This is a genomic window from Rhizobium sp. PRIMUS64, from assembly GCF_023006465.1.
Classification (GTDB): Bacteria; Pseudomonadota; Alphaproteobacteria; order Rhizobiales; family Rhizobiaceae; genus Rhizobium; species Rhizobium leguminosarum.
The window spans coordinates 83,658-102,444 of the sequence record NZ_JALBGX010000005.1 but is presented as its reverse complement, the minus strand read 5'-3'; the positions used below and the strand labels follow the sequence as shown (position 1 = coordinate 102,444).

Sequence of the window (18,787 nt, the reverse complement as noted above, 5' to 3'; positions counted from 1 at the left end):
ATATTGTAATTATCCGGTGATATCAGCATTGTTTGACATAGGGAATGGAGGAGAAGCTTGGCAACGGACGGAGGGATTCATCACTATGCCAGGGGCGAATGGCACGGGCCGTCGCTGTCGCACCGGCGTATCCGATTTCAAAAAGGACTCTATGCCGATTTCCACCATTTCCTTCTGCTCGGCGAGGGAAGCGGGGAGCTACATTTCGACAATGGCGAACATCGGCCGCTGCACGGGCCGCTGCTTGCCTTCCTGCCGCCGCAGGCGCGATGCGACCTGTCGATATCAGCCGGAACCGCGGCCCATCTGGTCGGAGCTTCGCCGCAGATCATGGTCGATGCGATCGGCGACAAGGTGGAATCCTATTCGCTGCGCATCTTCACCGAGCAGCGCAAGCTGGTCGAGGCATTGGATCCCTCGGCGGTGGCCGAAATCAGTCCGCTGATATCAGGCTTCGTGCGGGAACTCGGTGATCCCTCCCGCGCCTCCTGGATGGTCGCATCCGCCTATATCAGGCTCATTCTGATGGCGCTGTGGCGCGGTTCCGATGGTGAGAGAAGCGAGCAGCGCGGGCAGGGCGAAACCGGATCGATCCTGCAGAGATATCGGCAACTGGTCGAGGCCGGCTTCCGCCGGCACCGGCCGATCAGCGACTATGCCGCGGAACTCGGCGTCACGGCCGACCGGCTGCATTCCATCTGCCAAAGGGCACTCGGACGCGCGCCGATCCAGCTCCTGCACGAGCGCGTGGTGCAGGAGGCAAAGCTCAGATTGGAGCGCTCGGCCCGCAATATCCAGGAAATCTCCGACAGCCTCGGCTTCCGCGACCCGACCTATTTCAGCCATTTCTTCAAGCGCAAGACCGGCCTCTCGCCCGCCGGCTACCGCGAGATCGCCCGCGCTTCGGCCGGCTCGGAAAACAGCATGCTGTCCTCAGGTTACGCCGATTGGCCTTAGGCTCGGGCTCATTTGGTCAAGGCTAGAATTTGCCAGTCTTGGATCGGAGATCATGCTGATGCGGAACTCCAAGCCGGCCTAGGCCTGCAATGCGCCAAGAAGCGGTCGTTGCCCCGGCGTGAAGGAATGACGGATTTGGGGCCGGAAGGTGGAGATCGCCTGGATATTACCTCTTACGATTTGTTGACTCACCTGCGGTTGAACAATAACTTGCTAATCTGGTCATTAGGCTTGTCCTCACATGACGGATCAATCTATTCAGCGTCGCCTTGCCGCCATCGTCGTTGCCGATGTGGTGGGATATACACGCCTGATGGAGGCTGATGAAGGCGCAACGCTGGCGAACCTCAGGAAACTCCGTTCTGGCGTTATCGAGCCGGCTGTGATGCGCCACAACGGCCGCATCTTCAAGGTTGTGGGCGACGGCTTCCTGATCGAATTCAGTAGCGCGGTGGAAGCGGTCGCAGCAGCGTTGGAAATGCAACGGGCCACCACCGCTGGTGAGACCTCCGACCGGCGCCTGCTTTTGCGTGTCGGCGTCAATCTGGGAGATGTCATTGATGACGGTTCAGACGTCCTCGGCGACGGGGTCAATGTCGCGGCGCGCCTCGAGACGCAGGCCGCGCCGGGAGGTATCTGCATTTCAGCCAGCGTTCACGGCGAGATCGTTGGCAAGATCGGCGACCGGTTCTTCGATGCAGGCGAACGCTACCTGAAGAACCTGACTCGCCCAGTCCACGTGTGGCATTGGCCGGATGCGCTGCAGAGCATATTGCCGCTGCCCGAAATGCCCTCGATCGCTGTATTGCCGTTCACGAATATGAGTGGGAATGAAGCGGACGCGCCCTTCGTCGACGGCTTGACCGAAGACCTGATCACTGACCTTTCCCGAACGGCTGGCCTGTTCGTCATCGCGCGCAATTCCGTGTACGGCTACAAGGGCAAGCCGGTCAACGTACGGCTGGTCGCCCAGGAACTCGGCGTCCGCTACGTCCTGGAGGGGAGTGCCAGACGCGCAATGGGCCGTGTCCGCATCAATGCCCAATTGGTCGACGCGCTTGGCGGCCGGCACTTGTGGGCCGAGAGGTTTGACAGGACGGTGGAAGATGTTTTCGAATTACAGGATGAAGTTAACGCCAAGATTGTTGAAGCCCTCGTCGGCCGACTGACCATCCCGCCGCAGCGCAATCGGCCGAAGAACTTTGAGGCGTACGACCTGTGTGTGCGCGCCCGCCTCCTGACGGAAGAGTCGCCGCAAACTGAGCGTGAGGCCTATATTCTGCTCCAACGCGCGGTCAAGCTCGAGCCATCATATGCCGAGGCGCTTGGTCTGCTCGCCTATAATCGTTGGCTTGCCTGGACTCATTTCGGCGAGCCCGAAGATCCCAACCGTCGGATGGCGGTGACGTCCGCGCAGAAGGCGGTCGACCTGGATCCCAACGATGCCGGCTGCCGTTACGTTCTGGGGACCATTTTGGCTTATGAGCGGCGATGGGAGGAATCGGAGGCCGCCTTCGCCAAGGCCCTGGAGCTGGACCCCAACCACGCCGACACCTGGGCCGCCATGTCGGACGTATCAGTGCTGGACGGCAGGGTTGCCGACGGACTTGCGCAGATCGAAAAAGCTCTGCGGCTCAATCCCTATCCAGCGTGCTGGTATCTTTGTCATCTTGGGCAAGCGCAATACGCCGCGCGTGACTATGAGGCGGCAGCCGCTACACTCCGCAGGGAAGACACGTATCGTACCAACTCACGCAAATTCCTGGCCGCTACGCTTGCGCAGTTGGGCCACCATGAGGAGGCGCGGCGAGAAGCAGAATTATTCCTGATCGCCCACCCTCATTTCACGATCGGGCATTGGCTCAGTTCCCAGCCGCTGCGCGATGCATCTGTACGAGACCACTTTGTCGACGGCTTCCGAAAGGCCGGCCTGCCGGAGATGTGACAGCGGGTGAGGACAATCGCGACGCGTTCGAGAACTTGATCGACGGATATGCGCTGCGCGAGAACGGCGGCCTGGATCGCAGTGCCAAGCTTCCTCAGATGCTCCACAAAACGCGTCAATCAGCCCGAGTCTTACATGACTTTTCCGCTGGACCGCCTTGCATCGTGGTGGCGATGAGCCCGTAGCCCAGAATGAAGACAGGATGCTTTGCAAAACATTTAAGCAGCTTCGCCGAGACATGAAGGCGACGACGCCTGCTTCCGCTATCGGCGGCGCAAAGATGCCGTTACCTTGAAACTCGACAATGGCTGCTTTCCGGCAGGTGCATGGTCTGTTTCAACGGCAAAATTAGGCGCAAAGCCGTGTCCTTCGACAACGAAAAAAGTCCGCTTAGGGCCGACCGTTACCGGAAACTGCTGAAGTTAATTTCACCAAGAAGACCAAACTCACGACAGCGCAAAAATCCTCACCTCTCTCCCGATGCCCTGAAGCTCCGCCATCCGGGAGGCCGATGAGATGCCGCTGTCACGCAGGATCTCTGAAACCTGGGCATCCTCGACGATCGCCTCCGTCGTCATGATGACATTGGGATCGGCAAGGCCCTGGACGCGGGAGGCGATATTCACCGTCTGGCCGAAGTAGTCCTGCCGGTCGTTGAGGTTGACTGCGAGGCATGGGCCCTCGTGGATGCCGATCTTCAGCAGAAGGTCGTCGCTGCCGTGTTCGGCATTTAAGCGAAGCATCGCCTCCCGCATCTTGAGTGCGGCCGCTACCGCACGGTCCGGGCTCGGGAAGGTCGCCATTACGGCATCGCCTATAGTCTTCACGACCGCTCCGGCCTCTGTGGCGACGATCTCATGAAGAACCCGGAAATGGGCGCGCACCAGATCGAAAGCGGCAAGATCTCCGACGCGCTCATAGAGAGCGGTCGAGCCCCTCAAGTCAGTGAAGAGGAAAGTCAGGCTGGTGATCTTGAGGCGCTGGTCGACGTCGAGTGTGTCGGTCCGATAGATGTCGCGGAAGCTCTGGTTCGTCAGCAGACGCTTGGCTGTCAGGAAAGGCCGCCTGCGGCCCAAGAGGTCGTGCAGTTCGTCTCCTGCGATGCAGACGTTCGGCACCACTCTGCGGTCGGTGTGGTTCTCGAGGGTGAGCCGCAGTGAGCCCGGGCGCAGGGTCAGCGTTTCGTTCAGCGCATGCGTCCGACTGATGATCATCGAGAGGGTTTGACGTTCGTCGGTGGGCTCACCCTGCACGTCGATGAACTGCGCCGAGTGTGTCACCGGATCGAAGATGATGACGAACTGCGCCGGCAGTTGCAGGGAGACGAAGGCCTTCTCGCCCGGAGCCAACTCGATCATCTCCAGCTGGATGCGCGAAAACCTCGCTTCGAGATCGTCAGGCAGGTCCACTCCGGAGCTGAAGAAGATCTGGCGATAGTACTCGAGCGGCGGCAACCGATCGGGATCGTGAGCGGCAATCCTGCGCACGCGCGGACTGACCGTGAACGTGACCTCGACCATCTCGTCGAGGGTCGGCTCGTATCCGGCTGCGCAGAGCGCGCAATGGTACGTCTCGTGGACGACGGTTTTGAGGGTTGCGCCGCTGTCGAGGACGCCGCCGCATCCTGGGCAAAGGACATTCCAGGTCATCTCGAATGCGCCTATGCGGGCTGCATGGAGAAAGGCGGCGATGGTTTTCTCTTGATCGAGATGGTGCTTATCGGCGAAAGCGAGCGCATTGATGCGATTGAGCTCGCGATCCGAGCCATGCATGACGACGTTCTCGATGCACTCAACCGTCGGCGGGTCAGCCGCCTGTCGCAGGGAGGCAAAAAGGACGTCCACTTCGCTCATTAGACAAGTCTCCGTGTGCAGAACCCACGGCGGACGACGCCAGGATCGGGATCATAACACGGGAACTTCCCAATAGAAATCTATAGGCCTGGACGCTGCTTGTTTCCCAAGCGAAGGCGGGTTCATTTCCCCTTGTATATGCGCTTCAGCGCCACCAGCAGCGCATCCAGTTCGTCGCGCGAAAACAGGTCGATGAAACGCTGCTCATGCTTGTCGATCAGCTCACGCGCCCGCGCGAGCATTGCGCGGCCCGCCTTCGTCAGATGAAGTTCCTGGCGCCGGCGGTCGGCCGCGGAGGGACGGCGCTCGATCAGGTTGCGGGCCGTCAGCCGGTTGACGAGGGCCATCATCGTTGCCCGGTCGGTGCCGAGCGTGTTGGCAAGGTCGATCTGCGATGCGCCCGGATTGCCGGCGACGAGTTCCATCACCGCCAGCTGCTTCTGCGTCAGCGCCAGCTCCTGCATGGTTTCGGCGAAGTCGCGATAGATTGCGACATGCGCCATGCGCAGATGAAACCCCATCAGATCGCCCAGCCGGCCGACGTCGAGGCCTGGCGTCGCGGGCGCATCTTCGCCTTCGAAATCGTCCTGCGGTGATTTTGTCGCCATCGTTCGTTCTCGCCTCGTCCAGGCGCCATAACCATCAAAATCAGCAGGTTAGTCAATATCGGTAGTGCGGATTTCCCCGCGCCATTCGATCAATCGGATTTGCCTCAAACAGCCTCTTGCATCGCGGGAAAAAGATATTAGTATGTGTTGCATACAAATTTGGTGCCTGTCATGGGGAGCGATGGGCATGGGAGGAGAAAATGGCGTATTCCTTTTCCGGGATGGCTTCGTCGGCGGATTGCGGACTGGTGACGGATGATCCGATCCTTTACCGCGCCGGCGTCGCACCGGACCGTCCGGCTCTGTTCGAAATCGCCACCGGCCGGCAGCTCACCTATGCCGAGCTCGATGCGCGGATCGCCTGCTGCGCCGGCTTCCTGAGCGATGTGCTCGGAGTGCGCCGCGATGGGGCGCGTGTCGCCATGCTGGCGCGCAACTCGATGGATTCGATCGTGCTTGCCTTTGCCTGCCAGCGTGCCGGCGCCATCTACGTGCCACTCAACTGGCGCCTCAACGCCGCCGAGCTTCGGCCGATCCTTGCCGATTGCGCGCCGGCTCTGCTCGTTCATGACGAGGAGTTCGCGGCAACGGTGGCCAGCGTTGCGAACGCCGATCCCGAGATGGCGGTGATATCGACGGCAGACGGTTCGGCCGGTCTCGCCGCGGTGATCGAGGCGAGCCTTCCGGCCGCTCCCGTGCCCGCCGATGCCGATGGACCCTGCGTCCTTCTTTACACCTCGGGCACGACGGGACAGCCGAAAGGCGTCGTCATCACCCGCCGCAACGCCTTTTTCGCCGCCATCAATTTTTCCGTGGTCGGCGAGATCGGGCCGAGATCCGTCGCCCTATGCGACCTGCCTTTCTTCCACACGATCGGTCTGATCGCCGTCGCACGAACCACATTGATGCTGGGCGGTACGCTCGTCGTCTCCGATCGCTTCACGCCGGCGCGCACACTCGCAGCCCTTGCCGACCGGCAGCGTGCCATCACCCATTATTTCGCCGTGCCGCAGATCGCGCTCGCCTTGCGCAACGACCCTGCCTATAGCGCCGCGGCGCTCGCCGGCCTGCATGCGCTCTTCGTCGGCGGTGCACCGCTGACGCAGGCGCTGATCGAAAGCTATCTCGATGACGGCGTTGCGCTGGTCAACGGTTACGGCATGAGCGAGGCGGGAACGGTGCTGCATATACCGATCGACCGGCGCGCCGTGCAGGATAATCCCGGCAGCGTCGGTCTTCCCGCGCCATTGCTCGACATTCGTATCGTCGGCGAGGACGGCCGCGAGGTTGACGAAGGCGAGATCGGCGAACTCTGGCTGCGCGGGCCGGCGGTGACGCCGGGCTACTGGAACAAGCCTCAGGAAACCGCTGCCGCCTTCACCGACGGTTGGTACCGCACCGGCGATCTCGGCCGACGCGAAGCGAACGGCTTTTATCGCATCGTCGATCGGCTGAAGGACATGTACATCAGCGGCGGCGAGAATGTTTATCCCGCCGAGGTCGAAGCGGCACTCGCAAGTCATCCCGATATCCTCGACGCCGCGGTCGTCGGCATTCCCGATATCCGATGGGGCGAATGTGGCCTGGCCTATGTCGTGCTGCGGCCGGATGCCGTGGCAACGGGCGATGAGATCGCCGGCCATTGCGCGGCAAGGCTCGCCACCTTCAAGCGCCCGGCGCGCATTCTCTTCGTCGAGGCCATTCCCCGCACCGCCTCCGGCAAGGTGCAGAAACATGTCCTGCGCCAGTTCCATTCCGACGAAACCCTTCAACGACAGGCCCCGTAAAGCGGCCCCGGCATTGACGCCGAAACCAATGGAGTAATCCCCCATGACTGAAAAGAACATGACTGACATGCAATCGCCGGTTCTGGTCGAATTCGATAGTGGCATCGCTTTCGTGACCCTCAACCGTCCGGAAAAGCGCAATGCGATGAATCCGGCCCTGAACATCAGGATGCTCGAGGTGCTCGACGAACTCGAGGGTGATGAACGCTGCGGCGTCCTCGTCCTGCGCGGCGCCGGCGAATCCTGGTCGGCCGGCATGGATCTGAAGGAATATTTCCGCGACAATGACGACAAGCCGCGTGACGTCACGCTGAAGGCGCGGCGCCAGTCCGGCAACTGGTGGGGCCGGCTGATGTATTTCGAAAAGCCGACGATCGCCATGGTCAACGGCTGGTGCTTCGGCGGCGCCTTCACACCGCTGGTGTCCTGCGATCTCGCCATCGCCGCCGAGGAGGCAAATTTCGGCCTCTCCGAGATCAATTGGGGCATTCTGCCGGGCGGCAATGTCACCCGCGCTGTCGCCGAAGTGATGCGCCATCGCGACGCTCTCTATTACATCATGACCGGCGAACTGTTCGGCGGGCGCAAGGCCGCGGAAATGGGTCTCGTCAACGAGGCAGTGCCGCTGGCGGAGTTGGAAATCCGGGTCCGCAAGATCTGCGCCAGCCTGCTTGAAAAGAACCCGGTGACGCTGAAGGCCGCCAAGGACACCTACAAGCGGGTGCGCAACCTGCCCTGGGATCTCGCCGACGATTACATCTACGCCAAGCTGGAGCAGATGCTGTTTCTCGACAAGACCAAGGGGCGCGACGAGGGGCTGAAGCAGTTCCTCGACGACAAGACCTATCAGCCGGGGCTCGGCGCCTACAAGCGCGGCCGCTGAGGACGGGCCCGGCATGCCGGGTCGTTCATGAGCCGATCATCGGGAGGAGGAAAGCGATGAAAATTCATGCCGCGGTGGCGCGTGCGCCCCATACGCCGTTTTCGCTGGAAAGGCTCGATCTGGAGGAGCCGCGCGAGGGTGAAATCCTGGTTCGCATCGTGGCAACAGGAGTTTGCCACACCGATATCGTCATGCGTGACCAGCATCTGCCGGTGCCGCAGCCGGTCGTGCTCGGCCATGAAGGTGCGGGCATCGTCGAGCGTGTCGGGTCGGGCGTTGCCAAGGTCAAGCCCGGTGATCACGTGGTCATGACCTTCAACTCCTGCGGTCATTGCCCGAGCTGCAACGATCACGAGGAGACCTATTGCCACGAATTTTTCCCGCGCAATTTCTTCGGTGCGCGCGCCGATGGTTCGAGCGGGCTCTCATGCGAGGGAGAACGGGTTCACGGCAATATTTTCGGGCAATCCTCCTTCGCCAGCCACGCCCTGTGCCATGAACGCAATATCGTGAAAGTGCCTGAGGATGCGGACCTGGCACTGCTCGGGCCGCTCGCCTGCGGCATCCAGACCGGCGCCGGCGCGGTGATGAACGCGCTTGATGTCGAGCCGGGAAAGGTGCTCGCGGTTTTCGGCATGGGCTCCGTCGGACTTGCCGCGGTGATGGCGGCGCGGATCGTCGGTGCTTCACGGATCATCGCCGTCGATGTCAACGAGACGCGGCTGGCGCTTGCAGCGGAACTCGGCGCGACCGATATCGTCAACGGCAGGGCGAGCGACGCGGTTGCCGCGATCATGGCGCTGACCGGCGCCGGCGTCGATTATTCGATCGATGCATCCGGCGTGCCTGCGGTCATCGACCAGTGCGTGCGTGTGCTGGCGCCGCGCGGCACCTGCGGCATCGTCGGGGCGTCGCCGCATGGCGCGACGCTGACGCTCGACCTCACCCATATCCTGTCCGGCGGGCGCCGGGTCCGCGGCATCGTCGAGGGCGATTCCAATCCCGACGTGCTGATCCCGTTGTTGATCGACCTGCATCGGCAGGGCCGCTTCCCCTTCGACAGGCTCGTCACCTTCTATGATTTCGCCGACATCAACCAAGCGGTGGAGGATTCGGAAAAGGGCATCGTGCTGAAACCGGTCGTGCGCCAGCCGGCCGTCTGACACCGTTCGAGGGAGGAAACAATGAACACCGTCACCCCAATCGCCACCGATACCAGTCCCGATGCGATGAAGGCGCTGCTTGGCCGGCAAAGGGCATCTTTCCTGAGGGAAGGGCCGCCAAGCATTGACACCCGCATCGATCGCATCGACCGCGTCATCGCCCTTCTCGTCGACCATAAGGATGCGATTGCCGCGGCCCTGTCGGAGGATTTCGGCAGCCGCAGTGTCGAGGCGAGCCTGCTTCTCGATGTCTTCACCTGCGTCGGTTCACTCAAATATGCCAAGGCCCATCTAGCCGAATGGCTGAAGCCCGAGCAGCACGAGGCATTGTTCCCGGATGCGGTGGCAGAAGTGGTCTATCAGCCGAAGGGGGTTGTCGGGATCCTGAGCCCGTGGAATTTCCCCTATCAGCTCGCCCTTGCGCCGCTCGCCGGCATTCTTGCCGCCGGCAACCGCGCCATGATCAAGCCGTCGGAGGTGACGCCGGCTTCATCAGCCTTGATGGCGGAACTCATCGCCGGCGCCTTCGACGAAACGGAAATATCAGTCATTCAGGGCGGACCGGCGACGGGCACGGCCTTTACATCACTTGCCTTCGACCACCTGATCTTCACCGGCGGAACTGCGATCGCCCATCATGTCATGCGCGCGGCGGCGGAAAACCTGACACCGCTGACGCTTGAGCTCGGCGGAAAATCACCCGTCATCGTCGGCCGCTCGGCCGACCTCGCAGACGCGGCGCGGCGCGTCATGACGGTCAAGACCCTGAATGCCGGCCAGATCTGCCTTGCGCCGGACTATGTCTATGTGCCCGAGGAAAGCGTCGAAGCCTTTGCCGGACACGCGGTCGCGGCAGTCGGCGCGATGTATCCGACGCTGAAGGAAAATCCTGATTACACCTCGATCGTCAATGCCCGCCATCTCGCCCGCGTCCAGGGCCTGATCGACGATGCCAGGGCCAAGGGCGCCCGTGTCGTCGAGATCAACCCGGCGGCAGAGAATTTCTCCCAGCAATCGGCCCACCGTATACCTCCGACCCTGATCCTTGATCCCACGGAAGACATGCGCGTGCTGCAGGAGGAAATCTTCGGACCCGTGCTGCCGGTCCTTCCCTATCGCGATATCGCCGACGTCATCGACCGTATCAATGCCAGGCCGCGCCCGCTCGCTCTCTATTACTTCAGCCAGGATCAGCAAGAGGAACGCCGCGTCCTCGACAACACGACCTCCGGCGGGGTGACGGTCAATGACTGCATGAGCCACGTCACGGCGGAAGGCCTGCCCTTCGGCGGCGTCGGCCATTCGGGCATGGGAGCCTATCATGGGAAGTTCGGCTTCCTCGCCTTCTCGCACCCGCGCGCCGTCTATCACCAGAGCAGGATGGTCGAAGCGGAATACATGATGCGGCCGCCTTATGGCGAGGCGATGCGCGGCTTCTTGACGGCGGCGATCTGCAAGTAAAAGACAAGTGGTAGGCGATGCCGTCGGCAGCCTCGGCTGCTGACGGCATGACGCGGGCGCTGTGGGTTCGCGACTGCTTTCACCTCAAGGAATGGCCCGATTGCGCAGACTTATCCGGATAACGCTATATTGCGTCATTGGGCTAGGTGTCCTGATGCAGAGGATGCCGTTGTTAAACATGCCTTATCCATCGGGTGCTAGCCGTTGAACCGCAGGGCGTTGCGGACATGATGTCCCCTGCCGTCCTGGAGCATGACCTTTAATTCCGGTTTCGCCTATTTCTCATGTGACCAAATCTGGCAGCAGGCCCTGCTTGCCCATACCGCATCGTCGCGGCAGTCGCCGCTTTCCTGTCGCCGTATTGCCGCCGACCGGCCTGGAGACGCATAAGCAAACGAGTATAGCCTGATAGGTCTCCAGTTTAACGAAGCTCAAACCAGTGTTGCCCTATGATTGGTTCTGTACATGTATTGGAAGGTGGATCCAACGCAGTGAATGGCATCTGGACGCAATTCGGTGGCAACCTGTCATTCGTGTGCCTGGCGATTTCGCTATGGGCGCATTTCTCGATCCAATTTCAGCGTCGTTCGGCCATACAGGAAAAAATCGCCTTCGGAATCATAGCCGGCGGCGCCTCCATCGGATCCATTTTGCTGGCCGTCGAAGTCAATCCCGGCATCTATATCGACATGCGCTTCTCGCCGCTTGCTTTGGCGGGCATGTTTGGTGGACCGATCGCGGCGGCCTTTGCGGCGTCGCTGGCAATGGCCTTCCGCTTCTGTGTCGGCGGCACGGCAATGGTCGATGGTCTGATCGCAATTGCTGTCGCGACCGGCATCGGCCTGGCTGCCAATTTCTGGATCCGGAAGAGATCTCCCGGGTTCATGGACATTGCACTGCTGAGCCTCGCGCTCGGCGCCGCACTTGTTGTTTTGATGGCGGTGCTTCCCACTCTGGTGCACGCCCGCATATTGGCCATCATCGGTCTGCCCATGACCGTTTTGAACTGCCTGGCGACCGTGCTCTGTGGTTTCGTGCTGTTGAAGACACAGCAATGGGACCTGGAGCGAAGCATATTGGTGACCGCGTTTTCGCAGTCGCCCGACTATCTCTACGTGAAGGACCGAAACAGCCGGTTCATCACCGTCAATGAAAATATGATCCGCCTCTATCGTTTCAAGACGACGGCAGAGATGACCGGATTGTCGGATTTCAATCTTCTGTCACGGCCGCTCGCCGAAGAATTGTATTATCTCGAACAGCAGGTCATGGACACTGGCGTGCCTCTGATCGACTCCACCGAGCGCATCGAAGGCAGATACCTGCTCTCCTCCAAGGTGCCGCTGAGGGATAGACAGGGGCGGGTGATCGGCCTTGCCGGGGTAACGCGTGATGTGACGGAGCGTGCTGCTCTGGAGCGGGAACTGCGCGAAAGCAAGAACCTGCTGTCGCATGCGATGGCCGGCATGTCCGATGGTATCGCGATGTACGACAGCAAGGGTTTTCTTGTTTTCTGTAACGAGCAGTATCGCACCGCGTTTCCGCTATCCGGGGACGCCCGCGTGGTTGGCGCGCATATCAGCGACATTCTTCGCCGCGTCGCCGAAACAGGCGAGCGGGCCGGTATTCCGGACAATGACCGCGAAGAGTGGATCAAGGCCGCCAGTGCTACCTTGCACAGCAACAAGGACGAAGAGGTTCAGCTTCACAACGGCGACTGGCGCAGCATCCGGACAAGGCTTGCGGAAGACGGCACGGCGATGGCCGTTGTCTCGGACATCACCGCGACGAAGCAGGCGGAAATCGCGCTAAGGCTGTCGGCGGAGCAGCTGAAGAATCTGGCCGAGACCGATGGGCTCACCGGCATGGTCAATCGCCGGGCCTTCGACGAAGCTTTCGCCCGTGAGACCGCAGGCAGCGCCAGGAAAAACACGCCGTTCAGCCTTCTGATGGTCGATATCGACCGCTTCAAGGCATATAACGATACCTACGGCCATCCCGCCGGAGACCAATGCCTGCGTGTCGTCAGCAAGTGTCTGCGCCAGTCGGTAAGCCGGCCGGCAGACATCGTCGCGCGCTACGGCGGAGAGGAATTCGTGGTTCTGCTCCCCGCAACCAGTGCGAAAGGGGCAATGATCGTTGCCGAGCAATTCGCTCGTCTCCTCAGCCAGGAGAATATCGTTCATTCCGGCAGTGAATTCGGACGGGTGACCGCCAGCATCGGCATATCCTGCGCGACGGGAGCCACCTTGAGGGTCAACCCTAACCGCCTCCTGACCGAGGCCGATGCCGCGCTTTACGACGCCAAGACCCAAGGTCGCAATCGCATCCTGGCACATTCGCCCGACGAACGGCATGCCATGAAGGACGCCGGTTAGATCCTTGATAGGTTTTTCCTATCGTGCCATCGCTCGTGCGCCCTTGATGTTTTCGTCGCTTCGACAATACAGGGCGCATGGACACAAAATTCATTGGTAAGAAATCGGCGGCAGCCGGCGGCTGGGGCGCTTTGAAGAGCTGCGGCAAGCGTTTGCTTCAAAGCGGCATGCCCATTTCAGGCGCGCGGACGATGCTGAAGGCGAACCAGCCGGATGGATTCGATTGCCCGGGCTGCGCCTGGGGCGATCCAGAGCATGGATCGTCGTTCGAGTTCTGCGAGAACGGCGTGAAGGCCGTCGCCTGGGAGGCGACGGAGAAGCGGGCAACGCCCACCTTCTTTGCTGACAATACGGTATCTGAGCTTCGCCGGCTGACGGATTATGAACTGGAACTCAACGGCCGCCTTACGCATCCGATGCGCTACGATGCGGCGAGCGACCGTTATCTGCCGGTCGCGTGGGAGGATGCCTTTGCCGAGATCGGCAGCATTCTGAGGGGGTTCGATAGCCCCAACCGGGCGGAATTCTACACGTCGGGCCGGGCGAGCAACGAGGCCGCCTTCCTGTACCAGCTGTTCGTGCGCGTCTACGGCACCAACAATTTTCCCGACTGCTCCAACATGTGCCACGAGGCAAGCGGCATCGCCATGCGCCAGGCGGTCGGCGTGGGCAAGGGCACCGTGCTGCTGGAGGATTTTGAAGAGGCCGACGCGATCTTCGTGATCGGGCAGAACCCGGGCACCAACCATCCGCGGATGCTCGGCGACTTGCGCCGGGCGGCGATCCGCGGCGCGCGCGTCGTCGTCTTCAATCCCATCCGTGAACGCGGCCTGGAGCGCTTCTCCGACCCGCAGGACAAGATCGAGATGCTGCGCGGCGGTTCGACCGACATCGCCAGCCTTTATCTCCAGCCGCAACTCGGCGGCGACATGGCTGCGGTGCGCGGGATGGCGAAGGTCGTGCTGGCTGCAGAGGATGCAGCGGTCGCCGCCGGTCTGCCCTCTGTTCTCGACCATGCATTTCTCGCCGAACACTGCGCGGGTTTTGCGCAATACAAGGCAGCGGTCGAGGCGACGAACTGGGCTGACATCGAGGACCAATCGGGACTGAGCCGGCAGGAGATCGAGAGGGCGGCCGATGTCTATGTCAACGCCGAGCGGGTCATCTGCACCTGGGCGATGGGTGTAACCCAGCATCTGCATTCCGTGGCGACGATCCGCGAGATCGCCAATTTCATGTTCCTGCGCGGCAATATCGGCCGGCCGGGTGCCGGCCTTTGCCCGGTTCGCGGCCATTCCAACGTGCAGGGTGACCGCACCGTCGGCATCAACGAAAAGCCATCGGAGGATTTCCTCGATGCGCTGGAAAAGCACTTCCGCTTCAGTGTTCCCCGCGAACATGGCCACAATGTCCTTGCCGCGATCGGAGCGATGCTCGACGGCTCGGCTGATGCCTTCATCGGGCTTGGCGGCAATTTCGCGCGCGCCACGCCTGACAGCGCACTCGTTGAAAAGGCGCTGCGGCGGCTGAAGCTGACTGTGCACATCGCGACCAAACCCAATCATTCGCATCTCATGCCCGGCGAGACGGCCTTCATCCTGCCGTGCCTCGGGCGCACCGAGATGGATCTGAACGCAGCGGGCAACTCCCAACTCGTGAGCGTCGAGGATTCGATGAGCATGGTGCATGGTTCTGCCGGTATCAATCGCCCGGCCTCGCCGCATCTCCTCTCGGAAGTCGCCATCATTGCCGGCATTGCACAGGCGACGGTCGGCCCCGCCGTGGTCGACTGGGCAGAGCTCGCCGACGACCACGACCGCATCCGCGATCACATCGAGGCGACCATTCCCGGTTTCGAAAACTACAATAAGCGCCTGCGCAAGCCGCGCGGTTTCCACCTGCGCAACACGGCCGCCCATCGGGAGTGGCATACACCGGCAGGCAAGGCGTCATTTTCTTCGGAGGCGCTTCCGGAGGAGACGGTGCATCAGCGGGCGCGAAAGGGAGAGGGGCGTTTCGCCCTGCAGACGTTCCGATCGCACGATCAATACAATACGACGGTCTATGGTCTCGATGACCGATATCGCGGCGTCTATGGGGAGCGGCAGGTCATCTTCATTCACCCAGCCGACCTGACGGCGATGAATGCCAAGGCCGGCGACCGGGTCGACGTGATCGGCGAGCATGATGACGGTATCGAGCGCATCGCAGAGGATTTCCGCTTTGTGCCCCATGATATTCCGAGGGGAAGCATAGCGGGATATTATCCCGAGCTGAACGTGCTCGTGCCGCTTGGCAGCGCGGGTAGGGAAAGCGATACGCCCACCTCGAAATCGATCATGGTGTCCTTCCGCCGGCGAAAAGCCGCGTGAGCGAAGAAGCGTCGGAGGCCGATCGCTTTCTCGCCCTCGTCGCTGCGGCGCAAGGCAGGGATAACAGGCTGACACCCATCCAGGCCGGTCTCCTTGTCGCCGCGGATTTGGGGATTGCCCGTGACAGTCGCACCTTTGCGCGCATGCTGGGGATCGCGCATTCTCTCGTGCTCAGGGAGCTCAACGCCCTGGCGGAACGCGAAGGGATGCTGCAGATCGTCAAGCGGGATCTGAGGACAATGAGAGTGCATTACACATTGCCGCCGCGAGACGAGACGTAAACCCCCATGCGTTATCGCCGCATCACGCGCTTCCTGGTATCGGAAGGGTATTCTCCGTATGTCGTCTTATAGACTGCGGAAAACCGGCCGAAATGAAAGAAGCCCCATTTGAGGCAGATGGCCTTCATGGTCTCCTTGCTCTCGGGATCGAGCAGATCCTGGCGCGCGGCACGCAGCCGAAGCGTCAGCAGATAGGCAGCGGGAGAGGTTCCTCTGAAGGCACGAAAACCGGTTTCGAGCGCCCGGCTGGATACGCCGGCCGCTTCGGCCACCTTCGGCATTGTGATCGGCTGATCGATATTGGCGTGCATGAATTCGATCGCCCGGCGCACATGTCGCGGGGCGATCAGGGCGGGGCCATTCTCCAGGAAATGCGACAGCCGGTGCGGCACCAGGCGCACAACCAGATCGGCGAGCGCCTGCGTCATATGCGCCATGGCGATCGGCGACTGCAGCAAGGGGCCATCGTCGCGCATGCCTGAGATGATCGTTTCCGTGAGATTGTTGATCAACCGGCCTTCCGGTTTGGACAGATCCAGTTCGGGCAGCAGGTCAAGGGAGCCGCTGAACGGCATCTCGAACGTCTGGCCGATCGTTTGCAGGATGAGAGGCCAGTTGATCAGCAACTCGTCGATGACGTTCGATCGCCCATGCATGATGACGCTATTGGGCTCGAAATTGTTATAAAGAAGCAATTTTCCTTGCCCGGCCTCGGCGACACGGGACCCATAGGTTACCCCCATGCCGCCGCTGCGCGGCACGACGATCGACAGGTATTCGGCCGTATCGACGGTCGGCTCGATATTGAACTGAAACTCCGCCTCATGATAACCGGTGAGCAGGACGGCGTTGTCACATACCGAGAAATCCAATCCCCAATGGAAGTCCTGGGCGCGGCCGACAGGCTCGGCATCAAATGCGCCAAAAGCCCCCCCGAGCGTTTCGACCATGTTGTCGAAGGACGAACCGCTAAATCGGAATGAGAATGGCGCAGTGCTATTTTCCGTCATGCTGCTCCCATTGTTCGATGTGGCTGTTTCGACATGCTTTTCTCCAGCGCTCGCAGGTGCCAGCGTGACGCGCGGCCGGCGAGAGTGTCGGATTGGTGCACGTACCTCTGCCAGCCTTGCCAGTCGTCATGGATGGTCGTCCTGCGCTGCGGCGCTTCATCAGAGCCTGTAGACGGCATGGATGAGCGGCCTAGGACGTATATTAGACGATTGTTGGATAGAGTGCAGCAGCTTGCAACGGAGCAGGTGGATCTCCGCGTCATACCGGCATCGAGATCAGCGGCTTGTGCCAGCTGATGCAGGCCGAATTCGGGTATGGCAGACGTCAAAAAGACCAACCCGTTGAATGCATTAGTTCCCATCCAGATCAGGAACTGACAGAACCCGCGGCCATTGGCAAGACGTCACGCTGCCGGCGATGATGACAACCCGCTGATAAAACGATTACGCTGAAGGAGCGATTTTACAGCTGTAGCCGCCACGCCACAGGTTCAACCGCGGCGATCTTGCCGCGATGCGCATCATCTGAAGCTTATAGAGAGCGCCCCAATTCGCGAGCTGCGCAGTCGCCTGCCGAAGGTTCTTAGTGGACCGCTTAAAGATGGCCTTCGGCAGGCAGACAGGCATGCAAGCATACGCACGGGATGGAGTGCGTATGTATGATCCCTTTCATCCTTTGGGGGTAACGGATGGAAGGGCTTGGTTTTGGGACCGTCAACCATCATGGCCTTGGTCGAGATTGATCTTACTGTTCCTTAGCTATGGAGCAATTGTCAGGCCCCGATATTGTCGGCCAACCGGCTTTTCGTGACGCAGTCTGGACTGACCTTGCGCAAAATGTATAGGCAAGCGCTTCGTGGAAGCCGCGTGTTCCGCGTCATGGCCTGCGCAGAGTGGATAGAGATCTTCAATTTCTCATTTAGCACGAACGATGGGAACTTCGGCATGCTGCCGCCGGGCACGATGCATTCGATTCTTTGAGCTGAGTAATGATTTTCTCACCGAAGGCACAAGCGACGGATCGTTTCCAACACGCCTATATCGACGTCAAGACTATCGGTTTCCGCGCTCGCGGGCATTGCTCTGTCTCCGGGGATACGGACTCCCTTGGAGCGCAGCCGTTCCAATTGGGCTTCGGCGCGATCCGGGAAACCTGTATCCACGGCCGCGGGGAATAGCGCGATCACGGTCATTCCCGCATTCACCGGGTGCTCGCCCGAGAAAAAGTGGCCCGCATCGAGCGACCAGGCGGCCCCGGAAAGACCCGCGGAAAGCATCTCGACGATAAGAGCGATGTTGGCGCCCTTATAGCCGCCGAAGGGCAGGAGGGCGCCGAGCATCGCCTTGACAGGATCGGTGGTGATTGCGCCGGTCTCGTCGATGGCTATGCCGTGCGCAATCGGCGACTGTTCCCTTGCCGCCTCGGCAAGAGTTATGAAGGCCGTCGCACTCGTCGCCTGGTCGATGACGAGGGGCGGCAAGGGTTCCGGCAAAGGCGCGCCGAAAGCGAGCGGATTTGTGCAGTAGGCGCGCTCCCCGCCTTCGGCGGCGGCCATCAAGGCCGGTCCGTTGGCGGCGGTGATGGCTATCAACCCGTCCTCAGCGAGGCGCCGGACGTAATATCCCAGTTCCCCGGCGGTATAGCTGTTTCTTTGCGTGAAGACTGAAATGCCGAAGGTTTTCACGCGCTTTACGAAGTCGTCGTAAATCAGGTCAAACCCGAGCTGCGCTATGCCGCCGTCCGCATCGGCGTAAATCAGGGCCGGCAGCACGTAGTCGAAGCGGGGCTTGGCGTCTCCGTTGATCCGCCCGTCGCGCAGGCTGGTGAGATAATCGACGAAATGCGGAAAACCCAGCTCGGTACGACCGAAGCAGGCGGCCGACAGTGTTGCATCGACGAGCGCCGTCGCCATGGCCGGGCTGCCGCCGCAGGCGAGGCAGGCTTCGAGCGCCAATTGGCGGAGCTCGTCGATCGGCATTCTCATCCTCTGCTTTGCCATCACAGCTCCAATGCCGCTCGTCTACCCTCATAGAAGGCGCAGGGTGCCTGGCGCGACGCAGTCTCCGATTTCAACGACATCGCAACCAT

The 18,787-nt window shown here is 61.1% G+C and carries 13 protein-coding genes; 9 read left to right on the top strand and 4 right to left on the bottom strand.

Translation table 11 applies throughout. The features are described 5' to 3' along the window. Positions 1-57 precede the first annotated feature (57 nt). Both MOV76_RS04045 and MOV76_RS04040 read left to right on the top strand, forming a co-directional pair. Positions 58-957, top strand: coding sequence for an AraC family transcriptional regulator (locus MOV76_RS04045; protein WP_247263889.1), 900 nt, complete (start codon positions 58-60; stop codon positions 955-957). 241 nt (positions 958-1,198) lie between these two features. Further along, the gene (locus tag MOV76_RS04040) at positions 1,199-2,902 is read left to right on the top strand and encodes an adenylate/guanylate cyclase domain-containing protein (RefSeq protein ID WP_247263888.1); all 1,704 of its coding nucleotides are present in this window, start codon (positions 1,199-1,201) and stop codon (positions 2,900-2,902) included. A 446-nt stretch (positions 2,903-3,348) separates the two neighbouring features. Here MOV76_RS04040 and MOV76_RS04035 read toward each other — a convergent pair whose 3' ends face one another. After that, on the bottom strand, positions 3,349-4,755 hold the full coding sequence (locus MOV76_RS04035) for an adenylate/guanylate cyclase domain-containing protein (protein WP_247263887.1): 1,407 nt from the start codon (positions 4,753-4,755) through the stop codon (positions 3,349-3,351). Positions 4,756-4,877: 122 nt separating this feature from the next. Further along, positions 4,878-5,363, bottom strand: a complete 486-nt coding sequence (locus MOV76_RS04030; protein WP_247263886.1) for a MarR family winged helix-turn-helix transcriptional regulator — start codon at positions 5,361-5,363, stop codon at positions 4,878-4,880. Positions 5,364-5,563: 200 nt separating this feature from the next. Between MOV76_RS04030 and MOV76_RS04025 the strand changes: the two genes are divergently transcribed. The 7 genes from MOV76_RS04025 (at position 5,564) to MOV76_RS03995 (ending at position 15,688) form a co-directional block, all read left to right on the top strand. Continuing rightward, positions 5,564-7,150: an AMP-binding protein gene (locus MOV76_RS04025; RefSeq protein WP_247263885.1), complete on the top strand. Its 1,587-nt coding sequence runs from the start codon at positions 5,564-5,566 to the stop codon at positions 7,148-7,150. A 58-nt stretch (positions 7,151-7,208) separates the two neighbouring features. Further along, positions 7,209-8,033, top strand: coding sequence for a p-hydroxycinnamoyl CoA hydratase/lyase (locus tag MOV76_RS04020; RefSeq protein WP_112907415.1), 825 nt, complete (start codon positions 7,209-7,211; stop codon positions 8,031-8,033). 56 nt (positions 8,034-8,089) lie between these two features. Then, complete coding sequence (locus MOV76_RS04015; protein ID WP_193442529.1) at positions 8,090-9,196, top strand: NAD(P)-dependent alcohol dehydrogenase; 1,107 nt, start codon at positions 8,090-8,092, stop codon at positions 9,194-9,196. Between the two features lie 21 nt (positions 9,197-9,217). Then, positions 9,218-10,657, top strand: a complete 1,440-nt coding sequence (locus MOV76_RS04010; RefSeq protein ID WP_193442532.1) for a coniferyl aldehyde dehydrogenase — start codon at positions 9,218-9,220, stop codon at positions 10,655-10,657. 449 nt (positions 10,658-11,106) lie between these two features. Then, positions 11,107-13,035 (top strand): diguanylate cyclase, encoded by a 1,929-nt coding sequence (locus MOV76_RS04005; RefSeq protein ID WP_247263884.1) that lies wholly within the window; start codon positions 11,107-11,109, stop codon positions 13,033-13,035. 77 nt (positions 13,036-13,112) lie between these two features. After that, a complete protein-coding gene (locus MOV76_RS04000) occupies positions 13,113-15,407 on the top strand; it encodes an FdhF/YdeP family oxidoreductase (RefSeq protein ID WP_247263883.1) in 2,295 nt (764 codons plus the stop codon). After that, positions 15,404-15,688, top strand: a complete 285-nt coding sequence (locus MOV76_RS03995) for a hypothetical protein (RefSeq protein ID WP_018246047.1) — start codon at positions 15,404-15,406, stop codon at positions 15,686-15,688. The genes MOV76_RS04000 and MOV76_RS03995 overlap by 4 nt, the downstream gene beginning before the upstream one ends. Before the next feature lie 11 nt (positions 15,689-15,699). Here MOV76_RS03995 and MOV76_RS03990 read toward each other — a convergent pair whose 3' ends face one another. Next, positions 15,700-16,698 (bottom strand): AraC family transcriptional regulator, encoded by a 999-nt coding sequence (locus MOV76_RS03990; RefSeq protein ID WP_047622940.1) that lies wholly within the window; start codon positions 16,696-16,698, stop codon positions 15,700-15,702. A 998-nt stretch (positions 16,699-17,696) separates the two neighbouring features. Then, the gene (locus MOV76_RS03985; protein ID WP_247263882.1) at positions 17,697-18,698 is read right to left on the bottom strand and encodes an Ldh family oxidoreductase; all 1,002 of its coding nucleotides are present in this window, start codon (positions 18,696-18,698) and stop codon (positions 17,697-17,699) included. Positions 18,699-18,787 lie beyond the last annotated feature (89 nt).

Bases quoted from the DNA above. Each gene is read 5' to 3' on its own strand.
- MOV76_RS04040 (WP_247263888.1), top strand. From the start codon at position 1,199: ATGACGGATCAATCTATTCAGCGTCGCCTTGCCGCCATCGTCGTTGCC.
- MOV76_RS04035 (WP_247263887.1), bottom strand. From the start codon at position 4,755: ATGAGCGAAGTGGACGTCCTTTTTGCCTCCCTGCGACAGGCGGCTGAC.
- MOV76_RS04030 (WP_247263886.1), bottom strand. From the start codon at position 5,363: ATGGCGACAAAATCACCGCAGGACGATTTCGAAGGCGAAGATGCGCCC.
- MOV76_RS04025 (WP_247263885.1), top strand. From the start codon at position 5,564: ATGGCGTATTCCTTTTCCGGGATGGCTTCGTCGGCGGATTGCGGACTG.
- MOV76_RS04020 (WP_112907415.1), top strand. From the start codon at position 7,209: ATGACTGACATGCAATCGCCGGTTCTGGTCGAATTCGATAGTGGCATC.
- MOV76_RS04015 (WP_193442529.1), top strand. From the start codon at position 8,090: ATGAAAATTCATGCCGCGGTGGCGCGTGCGCCCCATACGCCGTTTTCG.
- MOV76_RS04010 (WP_193442532.1), top strand. From the start codon at position 9,218: ATGAACACCGTCACCCCAATCGCCACCGATACCAGTCCCGATGCGATG.
- MOV76_RS04005 (WP_247263884.1), top strand. From the start codon at position 11,107: ATGATTGGTTCTGTACATGTATTGGAAGGTGGATCCAACGCAGTGAAT.
- MOV76_RS04000 (WP_247263883.1), top strand. From the start codon at position 13,113: ATGGACACAAAATTCATTGGTAAGAAATCGGCGGCAGCCGGCGGCTGG.
- MOV76_RS03990 (WP_047622940.1), bottom strand. From the start codon at position 16,698: ATGACGGAAAATAGCACTGCGCCATTCTCATTCCGATTTAGCGGTTCG.
- MOV76_RS03985 (WP_247263882.1), bottom strand. From the start codon at position 18,698: ATGGCAAAGCAGAGGATGAGAATGCCGATCGACGAGCTCCGCCAATTG.